This window comes from Bradyrhizobium sp. SZCCHNR2028 (assembly GCF_032380995.1).
Taxonomy (GTDB): Bacteria; Pseudomonadota; Alphaproteobacteria; order Rhizobiales; family Xanthobacteraceae; genus Bradyrhizobium.
In genome coordinates this window covers 273,353-292,769 of the sequence record NZ_JAUHJF010000003.1, presented here as the reverse complement: position 1 = coordinate 292,769, position 19,417 = coordinate 273,353, and the positions used below count along the sequence as shown (strand labels likewise).

The 19,417-nt window shown below is 64.7% G+C and carries 15 protein-coding genes; 10 read left to right on the top strand and 5 right to left on the bottom strand.

Annotation, left to right across the window (positions count from 1 at the left end; genetic code table 11):
• Positions 1-213: 213 nt before the first annotated feature.
• Both QX121_RS07265 and QX121_RS07260 read right to left on the bottom strand, forming a co-directional pair.
• A complete protein-coding gene (locus tag QX121_RS07265) occupies positions 214-840 on the bottom strand; it encodes a transglutaminase-like cysteine peptidase (RefSeq protein ID WP_315737496.1) in 627 nt (208 codons plus the stop codon).
• Positions 841-1,174: 334 nt separating this feature from the next.
• Positions 1,175-1,789 carry a PilZ domain-containing protein gene (locus QX121_RS07260; protein WP_315737497.1) on the bottom strand — a complete coding sequence of 205 codons (615 nt, stop codon included), beginning with the start codon at positions 1,787-1,789 and terminating at the stop codon, positions 1,175-1,177.
• A 183-nt stretch (positions 1,790-1,972) separates the two neighbouring features.
• Here QX121_RS07260 and QX121_RS07255 point away from each other — a divergent pair, with 183 nt between their 5' ends.
• The 4 genes from QX121_RS07255 to QX121_RS07240 all read left to right on the top strand — a co-directional run bounded on the left by QX121_RS07255 (position 1,973) and on the right by QX121_RS07240 (position 8,858).
• Positions 1,973-2,956, top strand: coding sequence for an MBL fold metallo-hydrolase (locus QX121_RS07255; RefSeq protein WP_315811534.1), 984 nt, complete (start codon positions 1,973-1,975; stop codon positions 2,954-2,956).
• 288 nt (positions 2,957-3,244) lie between these two features.
• Complete coding sequence (locus QX121_RS07250) at positions 3,245-4,357, top strand: trypsin-like peptidase domain-containing protein (protein ID WP_315776690.1); 1,113 nt, start codon at positions 3,245-3,247, stop codon at positions 4,355-4,357.
• A gap of 91 nt (positions 4,358-4,448) precedes the next feature.
• Positions 4,449-5,723: a hypothetical protein gene (locus QX121_RS07245; RefSeq protein ID WP_315771090.1), complete on the top strand. Its 1,275-nt coding sequence runs from the start codon at positions 4,449-4,451 to the stop codon at positions 5,721-5,723.
• Positions 5,724-5,726: 3 nt separating this feature from the next.
• Positions 5,727-8,858, top strand: a complete 3,132-nt coding sequence (locus tag QX121_RS07240) for a tetratricopeptide repeat protein (protein ID WP_315737501.1) — start codon at positions 5,727-5,729, stop codon at positions 8,856-8,858.
• 64 nt (positions 8,859-8,922) lie between these two features.
• Here the strand turns inward: QX121_RS07240 and QX121_RS07235 are convergent, their stop codons facing one another.
• Positions 8,923-9,480: a PAS domain-containing protein gene (locus QX121_RS07235; RefSeq protein WP_315737502.1), complete on the bottom strand. Its 558-nt coding sequence runs from the start codon at positions 9,478-9,480 to the stop codon at positions 8,923-8,925.
• 523 nt (positions 9,481-10,003) lie between these two features.
• On the opposite strand from QX121_RS07235, the gene QX121_RS07230 reads away from it, so the two are divergent.
• Both QX121_RS07230 and QX121_RS07225 read left to right on the top strand, forming a co-directional pair.
• Entirely contained in the window at positions 10,004-10,801 is a 798-nt protein-coding gene (locus QX121_RS07230; protein ID WP_315811629.1) for a rhomboid family intramembrane serine protease, read from the top strand.
• A 276-nt stretch (positions 10,802-11,077) separates the two neighbouring features.
• A complete protein-coding gene (locus QX121_RS07225; protein ID WP_315737503.1) occupies positions 11,078-11,506 on the top strand; it encodes a CBS domain-containing protein in 429 nt (142 codons plus the stop codon).
• Here the strand turns inward: QX121_RS07225 and QX121_RS07220 are convergent.
• Complete coding sequence (locus QX121_RS07220) at positions 11,493-12,524, bottom strand: patatin-like phospholipase family protein (protein WP_315811533.1); 1,032 nt, start codon at positions 12,522-12,524, stop codon at positions 11,493-11,495. The two genes, QX121_RS07225 and QX121_RS07220, sit on opposite strands and share 14 nt — an antisense overlap.
• Positions 12,525-12,797: 273 nt before the next feature.
• On the opposite strand from QX121_RS07220, the gene QX121_RS07215 reads away from it, so the two are divergent.
• The 3 genes from QX121_RS07215 to QX121_RS07205 all read left to right on the top strand — a co-directional run bounded on the left by QX121_RS07215 (position 12,798) and on the right by QX121_RS07205 (position 17,512).
• On the top strand, positions 12,798-13,862 hold the full coding sequence (locus QX121_RS07215) for a hypothetical protein (RefSeq protein ID WP_315771093.1): 1,065 nt from the start codon (positions 12,798-12,800) through the stop codon (positions 13,860-13,862).
• A gap of 81 nt (positions 13,863-13,943) precedes the next feature.
• Positions 13,944-14,114: an RNA polymerase sigma factor region1.1 domain-containing protein gene (locus tag QX121_RS07210; protein WP_315811532.1), complete on the top strand. Its 171-nt coding sequence runs from the start codon at positions 13,944-13,946 to the stop codon at positions 14,112-14,114.
• Between the two features lie 923 nt (positions 14,115-15,037).
• Complete coding sequence (locus tag QX121_RS07205) at positions 15,038-17,512, top strand: putative bifunctional diguanylate cyclase/phosphodiesterase (protein WP_315780726.1); 2,475 nt, start codon at positions 15,038-15,040, stop codon at positions 17,510-17,512.
• 107 nt (positions 17,513-17,619) lie between these two features.
• Here QX121_RS07205 and QX121_RS07200 read toward each other — a convergent pair whose 3' ends face one another.
• Entirely contained in the window at positions 17,620-18,183 is a 564-nt protein-coding gene (locus QX121_RS07200) for a nitroreductase (protein WP_315737508.1), read from the bottom strand.
• A gap of 322 nt (positions 18,184-18,505) precedes the next feature.
• On the opposite strand from QX121_RS07200, the gene QX121_RS07195 reads away from it, so the two are divergent.
• Positions 18,506-19,408, top strand: a complete 903-nt coding sequence (locus tag QX121_RS07195; RefSeq protein WP_315811531.1) for a hypothetical protein — start codon at positions 18,506-18,508, stop codon at positions 19,406-19,408.
• Positions 19,409-19,417 lie beyond the last annotated feature (9 nt).

Here is a 19,417-nt window from a genome sequence, read left to right as displayed (position 1 = left end):
GGGGGATCGGCGAGCGGGACCGGAACGGTGCTGCCAAGCCGTGGAATTCAAGCGGTTTTCGTGAACTTCGGCTGGCTCAAAAAAGTTGCGGCCAGGCCTTGGGGGAGGCCTGGCCGCGCGCGAACCGGTCTGGGACGGGGAGGGGTGGGGATGTGACCGGGTCGCGTAACTCGAATTCGTGTCTCGCCTCTCTGATCAGCGTTCGCGGACGCCTTAGCGTTCTCTTGCGCTGGCGGTGGCCACTGCCGGGCGACCGTCGCCGAGCGAGACCCAGACGTTGGGATCGCCCTGCGACTGCCGCTTGACGAAGCGGTAGCCGGTCTCGGTCCAGGCGACGACGCTCTCGTTCTGATTGTCGAGCACGTATTCGCCCTTGTCGGTCTTCACGGTGAGGACGGCGTGTCCTTCACCCTTCTTGTCGCGCACCACCGTGATCAGCAGCGCCTCGCGGGGCCAGCCGGCATCGATCAGCAGCTTGCGCTTCAGCAGCACGTAATCCTCGCAGTCGCCGTAGCCGTCCGTCGGCAGCGACCATTTCTCGACCACGCCCCAATGGTCCATGTCGGTGATGGGCTTGACGTTCTCGTTGACCCAGCGATTGACCTTTAGCAGATCGCGCCAGGCGGTCTGGGACAGCACGATGTCGCGGGGCTGCGACGCGCCGCCGCGGCATTCCTCGGGCGTCTCGGTGCAGAACTCGACCCAGCCGATCGGCGCCCGTGCGGTGTCGCCAAGGCTCGCATAGAGCACCCGGTCATCGCCGGCATGCGCCATCCCGCCCATCGCCATCAGGAAGGCTGCGACCGCCCACCCTTTTGCCTGTCCCGTCCGCTTGACCATTTTTGGCCCCCCGTTTTCGTTGGGACCATGTGTCTCATAAAGATTTTTCGCTGCCGCTAAATCGCCACGATGGATTTGACGCAAATCCAAGTAAAACAAAGGGCTTATTCGACTTTCACTTGAATCGAACTTAGCTAAAATTTGAATCGTTCGGGGTTGAATCGAATGCGCGGCATTAAGCCGGGAACCGCTGCCGTTGCAGGGTCTGCCGCGCTTTGCCCGCCAGCCATTAACCGCGCCGGACCACCTGTGCGCTGGCCGAACGCCACACGGCGCCCGCGGTGGCGGACGCCGTGTGCTCCGTGAAGTTGCGGGATTTCAGAGGCTTGCGGCTTTACCGCGCGGTAACGCTGTCTTCGAGCGTTTCGGCGATCTGGGCGTGCAGGAACTCGATCGCGAAGCCGCCTTCGAGATTTCGCACCACGCGCGCCTGCACGCGGCCGAGCATGACCTGCGATTTCAGCGGCGGCCGGGTCTCGGCCGCGATCGCCGCGCCCGACAGCGACATGTCGATGATGCGGCAGGTCATCTTGGTGCCGTCCTCGAGCGTCAGCACCGCGATCGGGTTGCGCGGAATGATACGGTCGTGGCGGCGATCCTCCGGCAGGTTGAGGATGTCGCGGTTGGCGAGCCAGGTCAGCTGCGCGGCGAGCTTGTCGCGCTTGCGCGCGGTGGCGCCGATCGTCATCGCAAAACCGTTGTCGATGATGCGGGTGATCTTGCCTTCGACGCGGCCGATATGGTCGAGATAGGCGATCACGCGGTCGCCGACATTGCCGATGCCCGGCGCGAGCAGCGCGAGGCCGCCCGGCGACATGTTGATCACCTGGCAGGGAAACTCACGGCGGTCCGGCAGCATGTAGCGGCCGAGCAGGTGGACCTTGACCCGCTGGAAACGGCGGCGCTCCTCGGCGGCCGGAAGAGAGAGTTTTTTGTTCGGCAACGCCATGTTTCGCCACTCAAAGCCGGCTCTTAGCGCGCCGGATGATCCAGTGTTGAAACTAAGTCCTGCACGGTTAATTCAGCGTTACGTTGTGCTCCTGCAGCACGCTGCCACGGCCTTTGACGAGCTGATAGAATGGGCAGGCGCGGCATCGCGCCAATGACACCAGTGAAGACGGGAGAGACGTTCATGCGGAGTTGGTTGGGAGCCGTGGCAGTCGTGGTCTGCGCAGCGGTTGGATCGTCGCCGGCCGCGGCGGCCGAGATGAAGGTGACCCTGCTCGGGACGGGCACGCCGACGCCGCGCCTGTCGAGCTTCAGCGCCTCCACCCTGATCGAGGCCGGGCCGGAGCGGCTGCTGTTCGACCTCGGACGCGGCTCCACGATCCGCCTGTTCCAGAAGAACATCCCGCTCGGCAGCGTCACCGCGCATTTCCTCACCCATCTGCATTCCGATCACGTGGTGGGGCTGCCGGACATGTGGCTGAGCGGATGGATCGGCACGCCCTGGGCCTCGCGCAAGGGGCCGATGGTCGTGTTCGGACCGAAGGGAACAGTGGCGATGACGGAGAATCTCACCAAAGCCTTCTCCGAGGACATCCGCATCCGCATCGATGACGAGCACTATCCGCCCGAAGGCGTCGCCTTCGCCGCGGCCGATATCGGGCCGGGCGTCGTCTACGAGCGTAACGGCGTCAGGGTCAGCGCCATCGAGGTCAATCACGGCGAGAAGATCAAGCCGGCGCTCGGCTATGTCGTCGAGTTCGACGGCAAGAAGGTCGTGCTGTCCGGAGACACCAAGCCCGATCCGCGGGTGGAGAAGGCGGCGAAGGGGGCCGATCTTCTGATCCATGAGGTCGCCGTCATCGATCCGGAGCTGCTGAAATCCTACCCGAACTACCGCGCCATCGAGGACCACCACACCTCGCCCGAGGAGGCCGGCAGGATCTTCAGCGAGGCGAAGCCGAAGCTCGCAGTCTACTCGCACATCGTGTTTGCGACCGTGAAGCCGGTCCAGGACGTGCCGGAGGATGCGCTGGTCGCGCGCACGCGCACGGCCTATCAGGGCCCGCTTGTCGTCGGGCGCGATCTTACTTCGTTCGTCATCTCGGATCACGTCGCCGCGTTCGCTTCCGACGGCAGTCTGCTCACCCCGCTGACCGGCTCGCGGTGAGGCGCGGGACGTAGCCCCGATCGCGTGGCCCGCATGCGATGCGACCAGAGGTCGTCGCGACAAGATCCACACTCTCCAGACCGGATCTGGCGGCCTCCCGTCCCTCCGGTGACTTCAGCGGGAGGTTACATACGGTCAACAATACTCTTGAAAGTAGAGCTTGAGCGCAGCACATTGTTCTGTGGAGCAATGAGGGGCACCGAGATGACGAGCCCATCGGCTTCAACGAGACGTCGTGTGCCGGTCGTCGGCCGGGCGGGCACCTCAGTTCGCGCAGGATCTGGTGCGATGATACCGGGCATCGATTTCGGCGAGTTCCAGGAAGCGCTTGTCGCAGCGTTCAATCCTAGAGAATTGGAGATGATGGTCCGCGTTCGATTAAACGAACGGCTGGAAGACATTGTTACACCCGGTCCGAACAACTACGTGGCGTTTCAACTGATCGACTGGGCGGAGCGAAAGGGCGCGACGATCGTCGTCGATTTGGCCCGCGCTGCGTATCTTACGAAGCCTGACCACGAGAAGATACGACGCCTCTACGAGAAGTTCGGCATGGCGCCGACGATGTCGGTACAGAACGCGGGCAAGTCCGTCACCGCGGCGCCCGAGCGTGCCACCGCAAGCGGCCTCGAAGCGATCGTGCGTCCGCGACTTAAGACCTTCGATATGGGCGTGTGGCGGGGATGCATGGCACAGATCGAGGGCCAAGTTTGCCGCATTGAGTTTGACGGCAACGCGATGGGGACCGGCTTCTTGATCGGACCGGATCTCATCCTGACCAACTATCACGTGCTCGAGTCCGCGATCGAGGGGACGGCACGTCCGGCCGCGATCGCCTGCCATTTTGATTACAAGGTTCTCACCGATGGCTCGCGCTCGGAAGGAGTTGTCGTGCCGCTGCACGATTCAGATTGGCGCATCGACTTCGCGCGTTACAGCCAGGCCGAGGCCGAAGGTCAGCCGGACCGAGATCTTCCAGCGGTCGACGAACTCGATTTCGTACTCGCCCGCTTGGCGCGATCCATCGGCAACGAACCGATCGACAAGAACGCCGGCTCCGGTGCCCCGCGACGGCGCTGGATCGCAATGCCCAAGACACAGCCGCCACTTGAGATCGACATGCCGCTGCTGATAGCCCAGCATCCGGACGGGAGCCCTTTGAAGCTCGCCGTGGACACGCAAGCTGTGCTCGGCGTGAACGGCAACGGCACACGGGTTCGCTATGCCACTAACAGCGACCGAGGCTCATCGGGGTCCCCGTGCTTCAATATGGAATGGTCGCTGGTTGCGATGCATCACATGGGCGACCCTGCCTGGGGCTCGCCGAAATTCAATCAGGGCATTCCGATTGGAATGATCCGCCAGCGGCTTGCAGGCAAGATCGAGTTCGAGGCGCCATGATGCGCCGGGTCCGCTTCGCTTCAAGTGAAAGGGCGTAGAGGCCATGGTCGAGACAGACGCTGCCGGCTCCGCGAAAGGGGCGGACTCTCTCTTGGACAAGAAGCTGCTCCATGGCATCTGCGATGCGTTCAACATGAACGATCTGAAGATCCTGGTTCGCACGACGATGGGCAAAGTCGTTTTCAATCGACTGTCCTGGGATCAGCCGAAACCGAACATCGTCCTCGATCTCCTGGATATGGTCGAAGGGGACGGCCGGCTTCTCGACCTGCTCAATGGCATCAAGAACTGGGAGGATCAACAGTCCAACGAGGCCCTTCAGAGGGTTGTCGACGAGCACCTCGATCGCATTTCCACCCCGGCCAGCGTCAAGACACTCAACACCGGGATCAATAGCCTGCGTCGGGAAGTCGAGGAGGACGCCGGGATACGCTCCGTCGTCGCCGCCTCGCGCAAAACGCTCGACCAGGTCAGCAGCAGAATCGACGCTCTTTTTCATTACAAGGAGCTGCACGATTGCCTGCACGACATCCAATTGCGACATTACCGCGAGATCATCGATTGTGCCAAGGAACTGGGGCGCGATCCGCAAGCATCGTTCGGGCTCCAACAACACGTCATCGACCTCGCGAAAATCTGCAGCCGCGTGCGCGAGGCGGCCGAACTGCTCCCGGAGGTCGGCGCCGATCGGACGCATGTGCGGGGCTGGATAGAGGAGCTCGAATCGGCGATTCCGAAATTGCGGAAGGCCGTTCGCGACGAGGATACGCACGATGTGATCACTGCGGTGTTCCCGTTTCGGAGCGTGATCGTCTCCGAACAGAGCAGGGTCAATGCATCGCTCAACCGATATGCCGAAGAGCTCCCGTTGAGAGAGCTGAGCGAAATCCTCGCCAATGCTGTCGCCGCCAAACCGGCAGGGGATGCGTCGGCTGCCGACCTTCAAGAGGCGATCGCATCTTTGAGGAACATCAAGTCGCAACTGAGTAGCCGGGTTGCGGAACACGACAAATGGCAGAGAATCGAGAAGGATTTCTGGGAGGCCGAAGACAACATCGAAAAGAACACACCGGAATCGCTCGACCTGTTCAAGGAATTCTGGCCGGCGATCAAGTCGCGCGTCGACGAGATCGCATCCACGCAGGCTGAAGCGGACTGGGCGAAGGATGCCAAGGAGTACGCCAGCCGGGTCGACGAGACGATCGCCAGCCACGTTACCAATTTCGGCACGCTGCGCAGAAATTTCAAACTATTCCGCGATACGGCGCTTCTTCACTTCTTCAATGTCGATCGAGATCTCAAGGCGCAGTGTGGAGACATCCTGAAGATCCGTGAGCCTTTGCGAGAACTGTCTGACAAGGTGTGAGCCATGTCGAAAGATCACCAAGTTGCGCCGGAAGCCTCAGGACCGGTGCCGTCAACATTCACCTCGCTAACCGAATTGCGCGCCGAACACATCGCGTTGATGCGCGCGGCCCGCGATCGAGAGAACGACCAAGATCTGCTTGCCGACGTCCATAAGTTCGTCGATCGGGCGCAGGCGGCGGGACGATGGATAGATTCGCCGGCCGACCGCGAGGCTGCCCAGAACATCATTACCTACTGGACGTCGTATCAGTTTTCGGCCGGCGATCGGGAGGCTCTCTCTGCCACGCTGCCCGCCCTCGCCCCCTTCGACCCATCGCACGCCCCGGACCTCACCAGCGCCGCCAATCCCTACATAGGGTTGAACCCGTTCGACGAAGGCGACGCAGGGCGCTTTTTCGGGCGCGAGGAGGCTGTCCGAAGACTTCTGGAGCAGCTTCGCGAACAGCGAGTAGTGCTCGTCACCGGCCCGATGGGAAGCGGCAAGACATCGATTGTAATGGCCGGCGCCATCCCAAGGATGAAGTCGCAGATTGTCGGGGAAGGCAAGAGCCCGCTCGTTCTGGTCGTAGTTCCGAGAGCAGATCCGTTCGCCGCGTTGCTCACGAGCATATATGAGGCGGCTGCCAATCCCGCATTACCCAAACTCGAAACATGGATCACCGAGCAGAAGCAGAAGCTCGAACGTTCGCCAGAGCTTTTTGGCGCCCTGCTCGACGGCGTATTTCCGGGGAGGCCCGTTATCATGGTTGTCGATCAGCTCGAGCAGATCTTTACGATCTGCTCGGACGAGAAGACGAGGGAGGGCTTTGTTCAGGCACTGGTCGGAGCGCGTGGCCAGCCGGACCGGACCATCCTCATTATCGAGGAGCGGTACCAGCAACCGGCGCTTCAGCTCGCCGCGCTCAAGTCACTCGGGGAGAACCCGGCCGCGCGCTTCTCGCTTGCGCCGCCCAACGCTGCCGAAGTGCAGCACATCATCGAGAGCGCGGCCACCACGGTCGGGCTCAAGTTCGACGAGGGAATCGTCGAGGACCTCGCCAAGAGTGTTGCCGGCGATGCGGGCGCGCTGGCCATGCTGCAATTTGCCCTTGGAAGGCTGTGGGACCAGCGCGAGCGCAACCGCATCACCTGGGAAGCCTATCATAAGGTGGGCAAGCCGCGAGACGCTCTGATCCGTACGGCAGAAGCGATTTACGCCGGTCTGACGTCTGACGACCAGGCGGCCGCGAGGTGCGTCTTCCTGCAACTGGTGCAGCCCGACGTGGAGGGGTTCATCCGCCGCCGGGTGCGGCGGGACGTTCTGGTGCAGATCGCGCCTGCCGGTCGCGTCGACCATGTTCTGGAGCGATATGTGGATGCCGAGCTCATCCGGCGTAGTCCAGGCGTCGGCTGGGACGACGATCGCTTCGATCTGGCCCACAGCGCGCTGATCGACGGCTGGCCGCGATTGCGCGACTGGCTGCAGGACGAGCGGAACCGCTCCAAGGCGAAGCTGCAGCTCATCGCGACGGCGCAGCGCTGGCAGGCATCCGGCTTCGACGCCGGTTATCTGCTCTCCGGCGCCGCTCTGGACGACGCGGCGTCCTACATGGAGGGCGCGCCGGAGCTCAAGGAGCTCGTGGCGGCCAGTCGGGCCCACAACGAGCTGCAGGCGCGACGATATTCCCGCGCCAGGAACGGCGCGCTGATTGTCATGGCGGCCTTGCTCGTTTTTGCGGTGTGGGGCTGGCGAAAGGCGGATTTGGAGGAGCAATCCGCGCTGCGGAGCGCGAAAAGTGCATTTTCCGTCGTCGGGAGCGTGCTCGATGTAATTCAGGATCAGCTCAATACCGGCGCAATCCAGGTTTCGAGTGCTGAACGGCTGCTGCGCGGCGCCGAGAAGATCTTCGGTGCCGTCGAGAATCGGCCGGAAGTCATGGAGTATCGCGCCAAGCTGCTGACGAAGTTCTCGGATGTGTACCTGCTGGTTGGAGCACATGACGCTGCCTTAACACAAGTCGAAGAGGCCAAAGACCTCGCTGACCAGCTCCTCGAGAACGACGCCGAGAACGACGAGTGGAAGAAGCTGCGTTATGAGGTTGCGTTCCGCCTCGGAGACGCCTTCGAGGGCCGTGACCTGAAGCGATCCGCAGCGGAACTTGATTACGCGCTACGGATTGCGCAGCGGCTGGCTGACAAGAACCCCGCGGACGGCGCAGCGCGCCCAAGAATCGCATTCGTCGAGAACAAGATTGCGGACAGCCTCCTGAATACGGACTGGAAGGGGGCTCTGGATTGGTACCGGAAATCCCTTGCGATTGGCACCGCTCTCCTGGCTCAGGACCCGAACGATCCGGATGCGCAGAAGGCCGTGGCGGATGCTCGGACCCGGATCGGCGATGTCCTTGCTGCGCACGATCGTCCGAAGGAAGCTCTGGCGGAATACGAGCAGGCAATGACGATACGGGAAGCCCTGGTCCGCAGGGAGCCGAAAAACAACATCTATCGATCCAATTTGTCGAGGATCTACGAGCAGATCGGCCGAGTGCACAAGATGCAAGACCAGCTCGACGACGCACTGAAGTACTTCCAGATGGCAGTCGACCTCTCAGCCGGCCTCGCCCGCGACGATCCCGACAAGGTCGACTGGAAAATTCGCCTCGCCCGGCAATACGTCATCATCGGCGATTCGGTGGCAGAGCAGGACCCGGCGGGCGCGATCGAAAGATACCGCAGTGCCCTGGCAATTCGCGAGGAGATCACCGCAAAGGACCTCAATAAAGTGGCATGGACGCGCGACGTAGCCGACACACACGATAGGCTTGGGAGCGCCTGGCGAAGGCAGCACGACTTCGTAAACGCGCTCAAGGAATATGATGCCGGTCTGCAAATCCGGCTGCAGCTCGCGGGAAGGTTTCCCGACGATAGCAAGCGTCAACTTGAGCTGGCGGAAGGCTACGAGCGCATCGGTGACGCCGCGCGCGAGCAGAGCGAGCCGGGAAAAGATGACCGCTCCCTGCAAGACGCCGTCGACGCCTATCGCAAGGGCCTCGTCGTCGTCAACGCACTCATAGCCAAAGACCCGAAGAGCGGGGCAGAGAAGGTGCGCGAAAGGTTCCAGGCGAAACTCTCGGCCCTTACAACAATCCGCTAGCGGTAACGCAATTGGAGTATTTGCGGTTGCTTCTGCACAGAAGTCCTAACTACGCGAGCCGTAGTCAGCGCAGGCCCTCATACACCATCAAGCCGCGGGCGAGCGCGAGCTTGCGCAGCGCGCGCGGCACGATCGGCTCGGCCGGCGGATGGATGTAGCGCCATGACACCATCTCCAGCGGTCCGAGCGCGCCTCGCGGCGTCTCGAACGGGGCGAGCAGGCCGGTCAGGCTGATCGGCTCGTGCGCGCGCGTCGCGAACGGCAGCAGCAGCAGCTCGAAATGCGCCGTCGTGCGATCCGGTCCCTGCGCCTTGACGCCGGCGATCGCCGGCAGCGTCTCCTCGCACACGACCATCGTGATCTCTTCGATCTCGCGGCGGCTGGCGGGCGCGAACTGCGCCGGGAAGCTCCTGTCCTTGACGTCGCCGCCGAGCAGGGCGCACAGCCGCGTGCCGGCCATGCGGAACGGAAAGCCGCTGTCGGCGTCGCAGGACAAGACGAAGATGTCGCCGAGCAGCTCGCGCACGGCCGACGGCTCGAAGTCGCAGCGCTCCGGCGCCTTGGCATGGCCGCGCCTGTCGTTCCAATAGGCGAAGAGCTCGCGATTGGACGGATGTTTCATCTCGGTGATCCCTCGCGCCCTCGACGTCACGGAGGACATTGCTGTCCCGCTTTCGTCCAGGCGCCTCCCTGGTTTGTTTTCGCAGGAGGGGCGGTGCAGCGTCCATGCCGATGGTGCGATCGTGCCGGCTTTCCCCCGGCCTTCCGCGCGTTAAGGTTAAATTAACGATGAGCTTGGCGGCCGCCGAGCGATCGTTAACAATGCGTTCATCAGATCGCGGCCGGACGGTGGAAGGCCCGCCGCGATACGGTGAGGTACACGCAGGCGGCGTCAAACAAGTCTGGTCGTCGCGACGGGGCGGGGTGGGGAAAACAAACCCGGGCGCTCCGGACGCGGCAGAGGCCGGCAAGTCTCGGAGGGAGGGTTTTCTCAGGACCCTCCCTCGTTCTTTTTGCGGATCCGCCGCCCTTTCTCCACCGCTGCCACCGCGCCGCACATCAACTCTGCCGCCGTGCGCTTGCACAGGCCGGCCAAAGCCGCCTATCTGACGGATCTGTTCCTCTCGTCGAAGGCGTGCGTTCCGTTGGATTCCTCCTCGTCAGACCTCACGCAGGATCCGCCGCTCCAGCAGGCGCGGGAGCCGATCCTCAATCTGCCGGTCGCACTGACCGCCTACATCCTGCTGATCGCGGTGATCCATCTGCGCGTGCTGTTGCCGGACGAGTGGAACGGCTGGATCATCGACCTGTTCGCCTTCGTCCCGAAACGATACGACCAGACCCTGATGGACGGGGCGTTTCCCGGCGGCACGCCGGCCAAGATCTGGACCTTCGTCAGCTATTCGCTGCTGCACGCCAATCTGGCGCATATCGGCTTCAACGTGCTGTGGCTGCTGCCATTCGGCAGCGCGCTCGCGCGCCGCTTCGGGGCGGCCCGGTTCTATCTGTTCATGGCGGTGACGGCGGCGGCCGGTGCGCTGGCGCATCTGCTCACCCATGAGCACGCGCTGGCGCCGATGATCGGCGCCTCGGCCTCGGTGTCCGGCACCATGGCGGCCGCGATGCGCTTTGCCTTCGTGAGCGGCAGCTTCCTGTCGTTCACTCGCGGCGATGCCGAGGCGGCGGCCAGGGTTCCGGCGTTGTCGCTGTCGCGTGCGCTGCGCAATCCGCGCGTCCTCGGCTTTCTGGCAGTGTGGTTCGGCGTCAACATCGTGTTCGGCATCGGCGGCATCACGCCCGGCGCCGAGGGCGCCGACGTCGCCTGGCAGGCTCATATCGGCGGCTTCATCGCCGGCCTGATCCTGTTTGCGCTGTTCGATCCCACCCCGCATGTACGTGACGATGCTGCGCCTGCGTTACCGTCCGACGTGGTCGACCGTTAGTTGCCGCAATCCTGCGCTTGCGAGCGCGGGTGATTTCATTCATCATTTGCGTCCACTGCAACCGGAGCACGATTCCGGATGAACGAAAGCAGGCCATTTTGTGCCGCGCAGGCCAGCCTGCCGAGTGCAATGCAACCAAGGCGTGATCGGGAGGATTGGATCCGTTGCGTTGCCAGACTGTTGATTGAAGACTCGCTTGACTGACGATCGCTGGAAGCATCGGCCGCAACGACGCCTCGCTCAAGAAGGCACACCGGCCCCTGAAGGAGACGAGCAATGACAGTACGTGCGATCCTCGACATCAAGGGCCATCAGGTCGAGAGCGTCGAGTCCCAGACCACACTCGCCGAGGCCGCCAAGCGGCTCGCTGACCGCAAGATCGGCGCGGTGCTGGTGATGTCGGGCTCCCGGATGGAGGGCATCCTATCCGAGCGCGACATCGTCCGCGCGCTCGGCGAGCGCGGCGCCTCGGCGTTGACCGAGCCGGTGTCGAACGTGATGACGCGGCGGGTGGTGAGCTGCAAGCCGGCGGATACCGTCGCCTCGATCATGGAAGTGATGACGAACGGCAAGTTCCGCCATCTGCCGGTGATCGAGGGCGGCGTCGTCGTCGGCCTGATCTCGATCGGCGACGTCGTGAAGTGGCGCGTCCAGGAATACGAGACCGAGCAGGAAGCCCTGCGTCAGTACATCAAGACGGCGTAGTCGCTCCGCCGCCGGTCGGCGTCACCGTGCCGGTCGCCTGGCCGATGGTCTCCTGGATCGAATCCAGCGCACGTTCGGCCGCCCTGGTGCCGAACGCGATGAGGTCGGCCGCGCGGTGGAAGTCGAACCAGCCGATCTGGCCGACGCGCGGCGAGATCAGAAGGTCCGGCGGATCGCCGGCGAGACGTGCGCGGGTGATGCGGTCCTGCATGATGTTGAAGGCATCGACCATCACCGACGAGATGCCCGGCCGGCCGCCGCCGCCGAAGAACTGCCGCTTCACCGCGCGCTCCGGCGAGAACAGCCTGCCGAAGCGGCGCTTGGGCGGCGCGCTCTCCATCACCGTCTCCGGCACCTCGACCGGCTGGCCATGCGAGTAGATCGTCGTCGAATGCGTGAACACGTCGCTGGACAGGTTGGCGGCGATCACGATCTCGGCGCCGAGCGCGCGCGCCGCCGACACCGGCACCGGGTTCACCATGGCGCCGTCGACCAGCCAGCGGTCGCCGATCAGGACCGGCGCGAAGATGCCGGGCAGGGCGTAGGAGGCGCGCATCGCATCGACCAGGCTGCCATGGGTCAGCCAGATCTCGTGACCGGTGCGGATTTCGGTCGCCACGGTTGCGACCTTCATCGGCAGCTCCTCGATGGTGACGCGGCCGAGCGAGGCTTCGAGCTGGGCGGCGAGCTTCTCGCCGCCGATCAGGCCGGAGCCGTTGAGGCGGATGTCGAGATAGCCGAGGATGTTGCGCATCTGCAGGCTGCGCGCCCATTCCTCCAGGGTATCGAGCTGGCCGGCCGCATAGGCACCGCCGACCACGGCCCCGATCGAGGTGCCGACCACGACGTCGGGCACGATGCCGTGCGCCATCAGGGTTCGGAGCACGCCGATATGGGCAAAGCCGCGCGCCGCACCGCCGCCGAGTGCCAAGCCGATGACCGGCTTGCGGATCGTCCCAAGACCGACATCGGAACCTTCGGTTCCGCTCGCACGGCGTCCTTTCAGAATATCCAGCACCGAGATCTCCACGCCTACGCATACTGCGTGCAATGAGTCGGCAACGGACTCATGACGCATGACAGTCTAGCACCAGCCTACCAGAAGCATCCTTTATGCCGGGTCGACGGAAGCATCGGATGCCGCTGATGTGAACGCTCCCCTGGACGGAACTGCGCGCCCCGGCCGCTCACCGCCGGAGAATGCGACCAAGTCGCACGCCGCTCATGCGGTTCCTCGGGGACAGTTGAGTAGAGGCTTGAATTTGCCGCGTTTTCGGTCAAAAGCAGGACGATGACGACAGGTCGCGGGTTCACCAGATTCCGGCGCAGCGGGCGGCTATGGCTTGTGCTCGCCTTGTCGTGCCCGCTGACCGGACTCTCGATGTCGCCGGCCGCAGCGCAACTGTTCAGCGACCGGCCGCCGCCGGTTCCGCCGGCCTCGGTGCCCGATCCCGGGGCAGCGGTCAGCCTGGCACCACCCTCCGGCCCCATTCCGCCGCCGGCACCCCAGGCGCTGCCGGGACCGCCGGTCGCCGCGATTCCACCCGGCGCGCCGGCTGCGATCCCCCCGGTTGCCGCTCCGCCGGCCGCAGCCCCCAATCAGGGCGTGCTGTCGCTGTCGGCGCGGTTCGGCAAGGACCTGCCGAACATCAATGGCGGGCTGGTCTGGCGCGTGTTCGCCGACCGGCCGGACGAATCCGGCGCCTTCAAGATGCTGCGCGAGGATCGCGGCGCGACGCCGAACATCGTGCTGCCGCCCGGTACCTATGTCGTTCATGTCGCGCTCGGCCTCGTCAGCGCGGTCAGGTCCGTGAACCTGAAGCCGGAGACCGATCGCGAATCCTTCGTGCTGCCGGCCGGGGGCCTGCGTCTCGAGGGCAGGGTCGGCACCAGCAAGATCCCGCAGAACCAGATCTCGTTTGCCATCTACAAGGGCAGCCAGTTCGACGGCCGCGAGCGGGCGCCGCTGGTGCCGAACGTCGCCGCCGGCGACATGCTGATGCTGCCGGAGGGGACCTATTACATCGTCTCCAACTATGGCGACGCCAACTCGGTGGTGCGCTCCGACATCCGCGTCCAGGCCGGCAAGCTCACCGATGTCACGGTGACGCATCGCGCCGCGGTCATCACCTTGAAGCTCGTCTCCGACAAGGGCGGCGAGGCGCTCGCCAACACGGCCTGGTCGGTCATCAACCCCGGCGGCGACGTGATCAAGGAATCGATCGGCGCCTTCCCCAAGGTCGTGCTGTCCGAAGGCGACTACCGCGCCATCGCCAAGAACGAAGGCAAGGTGTTCGAGCGCTCCTTCAGCGTCGTCAACGGCGTCGACGGCGAGGTCGAGGTGCTCGCGCGGTAAGCGGCTCGCACGCGAAATGGCCCGGCAGAAGGACACCGACTCTCCCCGCTATCTATGAGAGCCAGTCTCCGGGAGAGCCGCATGCAGATATCCCACATCATCCGCCAGGCCATCGAGATCGGCGAGCGCAAGGGCTGGATCACGTTCGACGAGCTGAACGCACTTTGCCCGGCTAACACAGTCGACCCCGAGGACATCGAGCGGATCATGCGGGCGCTCAGCGACGCAGGCATCCGTCTGGAGGAGGACTGATGCAAGAACAGCGTTTTGGGCAGGAGCGCGCCTGACCACGGGTGTCGTCCCGGCGAACGCCGGGACCCATACCGCGGATGCTATCGGGGGACGTCGCTGTCAGTGGCCCGCATCACCGCGGCCGGTGGCTATGGGTCCCGGCTCAAGGCCGGGACGACAGCGGTGATTGTCGAAGCAGTGGTGCGCGACACGACTCGCTAAGTCGTGCCGCATCTGCCCGTCGGGTTACTTTGTCGCAGTTATTAGTTCTTGTGCCGTCGGGCAAATCAGGTCGATCTTTCCGCGCATCCCGCCTCGAGATGAGGGGCGTATCGCGGTCGTCACGAGACGCGAGGCGGGGAGCGGTGGGCGTGGTGGATTGCAGCGCGAGTCTCTCGCGCCGACGAACAATTCGCTGCGCACGGTCAAGTCGCGCGGTCCTGATATCCCGATGCTGATATCAACTCACGTTGAGGCTTCGCTTCGCGTGGGGATGGTGCCCAGAAAGCCCGGCGCACCAGGGAGAACGCGAAGCAGCCGTTCAGCCATCGCGCAGGGAGGGCCGGGTTTCCGGCTGACCCGTGGTACCTGCCGCCTGCATTTTTTTCGCAGGCGGGCCACGGACCTCAGTCGAGGTCCGGCTCTCCCTGCGCCCTCTGTTCGAAGAGGGCGGTTCGATCAGCAAAACTCGGGCAGAGATTGTCGCGAGATCGCAGGTTCACATCCGCATCTATGCCGTATCGGTATCGACCTCGCCGTTGCGACATAGGCGACGAACGTGAAGCGATGCTGTCACAGTCGCTAATGCGCGATAACCATGGAACCACTTAAAACTGTCACAATGGCTGCGCGCCACGCGCGAAGCCAATGCATTTACAGCTCGTTAAAGCCGCGTCTGCTTCAGATACCGCCGGGACCGACAGGGTGGCGATTGAGTGGAAATGATGAGTGCCGCGACGACCAAGGCGTTGACGACGATCAGCAGCGATCTGTTTGACGACATCCCGGTGCTCAGGCGCAAATGGCAGGCCGCGTTGAAGCCCGGCCAGCGCCTGCCGCGCTACGAGGACGTCATGCTGGGCAGCCTCGGCCGTCTCGCCGATCATATCGCGGTGCTCAACAACGAAGACGGCGGTCTGCAGATTTCGCGCAGCGGCCGCTACGTCCAACAATGGTTGCAGGACGAACGCTCGGGCGTCGCGGTCGAGGCCGTGTCGCCGGATTGCGCCACCGTGCTGGTGGAGGCCGCAAACTGCGCGCTCGCCAGCGGCCAGCCCTATCTCGCCCATGCGCATTGCGTGCGCGACGGCATGGTTCGCAGCTATGACGTCCTGGCGCTGCCGACCAACTCGCGGTGGGGCAGCACGCTGGTCGGGACCTATGTCAACGAGCGCGACGCGCAATATAATCTGCTCGATGCGATCTTCTCGACGACGGATGACGGCGTGGTCTCGCTCGCAACCATCCGCGACAGCGTCGGCATGCCCTGCGATTTTCAGGTCGTCCATCACAATCGCGCGGCGGCCGAGCTGCTCAGGCTGCCATCGGCGACGCTGCAATGGCATCGCCTGAAGCAGGGCGGCAACATGCTGTGCACGCCCGAGGTGATGGCGCGGCTGTTCGATGTCGTCACGCAGGGGCGAAGCGACCAGTTCGAGCTCGACAGCGAAGCCCGCAGTCTCAGGCTCGGCGCCCACGCCTTTGGCGACATCATCTCATTGACCATTGCCGACGTGACCGCGCTGAAGCGGCGCGAGGCGTCGTTCCGGCTGCTGTTCGACGCCAATCCGGTGCCGATGTGCATTCTCGACGCGAAGACCGCGCAGATCCTCAATGTCAACGATGCGATGGTCGGCCACTACGGCTACGGCCGGGCGGACCTCCTTTGCATGAACGTCTGGGATCTCTGGCCGCCGGGCGAATGGGAAAGCCTGGATGACGCGCTGTTGCGGCTTGCCGACGGTGACCTGTTTCATCGCGACTGGCGCCATCGCAAGGCCGATGGCAGCGAGATCGAGGTGCTGACCTATGGCCGAGAGATCACCTTCGATGGCCGCGACGGCGTGCTGGTTGCGATCGTCGATATCACCGAGCGCCGTCGCGCCGAGGCGCGCATCGCCTACATGGCGCACCATGACGGGCTGACCGGCCTGCCGAACCGCGAGTTCTTCCAGCAGCGCCTCACGCAGGAGCTCGACGGCGCCGGCGCGGCCGACCGGCGCATCGCGGTGATGTGCATCGACCTCGACCTGTTCAAGACCGTCAACGACTCCTTCGGTCATCCGATGGGCGACCGGCTGCTGCAGGCGGTCGCCGGCCGCCTGACGCAGCAGATGCATGGCGGCAAGCTGGCGGCGCGGCTCGGCGGCGACGAGTTCGCGGTGATCATCAGCCAGAGCAGTGGCGTCAACGACGCGAGCGAATGTGCCGCCCGCCTGATCGCGGCGCTCGGCGCGCCCTATGACATCGACGGCAATGAGCTCGTGATCGGCGCCTCCATCGGCATCGCGCTGTCGCCGGGCGACGGCGCGAGCTGCGAGGAGCTGATGAAGAACGCCGACATGGCGCTGTATCGCGCCAAGCAGGACGGCGGCCGCGTGCATCGCTTCTTCGAAAAGGAGATGGACCGCCAGGCGCAGAAGCGGCGCGACATGGAGCACGATCTGCGCCGCGCCTTCGCGCATGGCGAGTTCGAGCTGCACTACCAGCCGCTGGTCGATGTCGCGACCAACGCCATCTCTGCCTTCGAATGCCTGCTGCGCTGGCGTCATCCCGACAAGGGCATGATCTCGCCGGCCGACTTCATCCCTGTGGCTGAGGACATTGGCCTGATCGTGCCGCTCGGCGAATGGGTGCTGCGCGAGGCCTGCCACGAGGCGGCACGATGGCCCGATGGCATCAAGGTGGCGGTGAACCTCTCCGCCGTGCAGTTCCGCAGCCGCAACCTGGTGCAGGTCGTGGTCCAGGCGCTGGCGCAGTCGGCGCTGGCGCCGGAGCGGCTCGAGCTGGAGATCACCGAGTCGATCCTGCTCGCGGAGACCGAGGCCAATCTGGCGACGCTGCATCAGCTGCGCCAGCTCGGCATCCGCATCTCGATGGACGATTTCGGCACCGGCTATTCCAGCCTGAGCTATCTGCGCAGCTTCCCGTTCGACAAGATCAAGATCGACCGCTCCTTCGTGAAGGACCTCGCGCAGCGCTCCGACTGCCTCGCCATCGTCCGGGCCATCTCCGGCCTCGGCAAGAGCCTCAACATCATCACCACCGCCGAGGGCGTCGAGACATCGGATCAGCTCGACTGGCTGCGCGCCGAAGGCTGCAACCAGGTCCAGGGCTTTCTGTTCAGCGCCGCAAAGCCGGCATCGGAGATCGCGGGGTTGCTGGCGCAATTCGGCGCGCGGTCGTCGAAGGCAGCGTGATGGTTGACGAGTGCGCAGTGCGTAGCCCGGGCGAGCGGAGCGGCCCCGGGAACACCGTCCCCGCATGTCGCTTCGCTCATGCGGGCTACGGACTGCGGGCTTCGTTGTCAGAACCGCGTCACGATCTCCGCCAGCGCCGGCCGCGGGCGGTCTTCGTTCGGCTTGGTCGGCTTGCCGATATGAATGAGCCCGGCGAGCTTCTCCTCCGGCTTCAGGCCGAGCCCGTTCATCACATCGCGATCGAACATGAACCAGCCGGACAGCCAGCAGCCGCCATAGCCGAGCGCGGTGGCGGCGGTCAGGATGTTCATCGCGCTGGCGCCGGCGGAGAGCTCCTGCTCATAGGCCGGCACCTTGGGATGCGGCCGGGTGAAGCTGACGAGGCCGATCACCAGCGGCGCCTCCATCAGGCGGTTCTTCTCGACCTCAAGCTCGGCCGCGCTCGCCTGCGGGTTGTTCTTGGCGAAGACGGACGCGATGACCTCACCGGCGCGGCGGCGGCCGTCGCCCTCGAACACGATGAAGCGCCACGGCGCGAGCTTGCCATGGTCGGGCACGCGGGCGCCGATGGTCAGGATGGTGTCGAGCTCGGCGGGCGAGGGGCCGGGGCCGCTCATCTCGCGCGGCTTCACGGAGCGGCGGGTCTTCAGCAGTTCAATCGCATCGGTCACGTCGTGATGTCTCGTTGGTTGCACGCGGGACAGATAGCATGCGCCTTCGCCTGCAACGAGACCACGGAACGGCGTTTTGATCGGTTCTACCGCCTGTTGCCGCAGCCGCAGGCGGTGCGCGCTCTGCTCAAGCTGCCGTGCAGCCGTGACGTGAATCCTGCAATCTTTCGCCTCACACGGCGGCCCCGGCCTGGTTGGCTGCGGCCATCGGTCCGCCGCCAGCCTCGGCCGTGGCAATTGTGGAAATTTGGGTGGATCGGTAAAAAGATGACGCTGGAGACCGCAGCTCGCGGCCGGCCGGGGCAGCAGACTTGCGGTGGGAATGACAGCGCTGACACCTTCAGTTGATGCCGTCGTGCGGCTGCGCCGCGAGCCGGGTTTCGCCGTGGCGATGCGGGCGTCGACCGAGGCTGCCGTCAGGCTCTACCGGGGCGACCGCATCCTCAATGCGCTGCTGAGCGACCGGGCACGGGCGCTGTTTCCACATGTCGCGCTGTACCTGCACTTCGCCGAGCAGCGCGATGGCGAGCTCGGCCTCACCGTCGGCGCCATGAAGGAGATGTGCGTCAGGCTCGGCCTGTGCAGCCGCGGCCGCTGCGAGGCGATGCTGGCGCTGATGCGCGCGGCCGGGCTGGTCGCGTCCGCCTCCAATCTCGACCGACGCCGGCGTCCGCTGGTGCCGACCGACAAGCTCATCGCGCTGCATCGCGAGCGATGGGGCGTGCAGTTCGACGCGATGAGCGCGGTGCTGCCGGCCGCCGTGGCTTATCGGGCGGCGCTGAACGATCCGGCCTTCGTGAAGACCTTCGTGCTCGAGCTTGGCCGCCGCTTCATCGCGGGCGTGCGGGTGCTCGATGGCGCGCCGGAGCTGGAGCCGTTTGCCGAGCGCACCGCCGGCATGGTGATCCTGTTCAGCCTGGCCCAAGGGGGCGGGCCGGACCAGCCGTTCCCGCCCGCTGGTCCCGTGCCGCTCTCCATCAATGGACTGGCGACGCGTTTTTCGGTGTCGCGCAAGCACGTGCTGACCTTGCTGCGTGATGCGGAGGAGAAGGACCTGCTCGTCCGCGGCACCGACGCCATCACCATCCTGCCAAGGGGACGCGAGGCGATCGAGCGGATGCTCGCGACGATGTTCCTCTACATGGCCGAATGCGCCGAGGTGGCGCGGCAGGCGGCGGGCCGGGATGGGAGCGCGACGGATGCAGCGGCCAGCGTATCAGCATAGCAGCGCCCG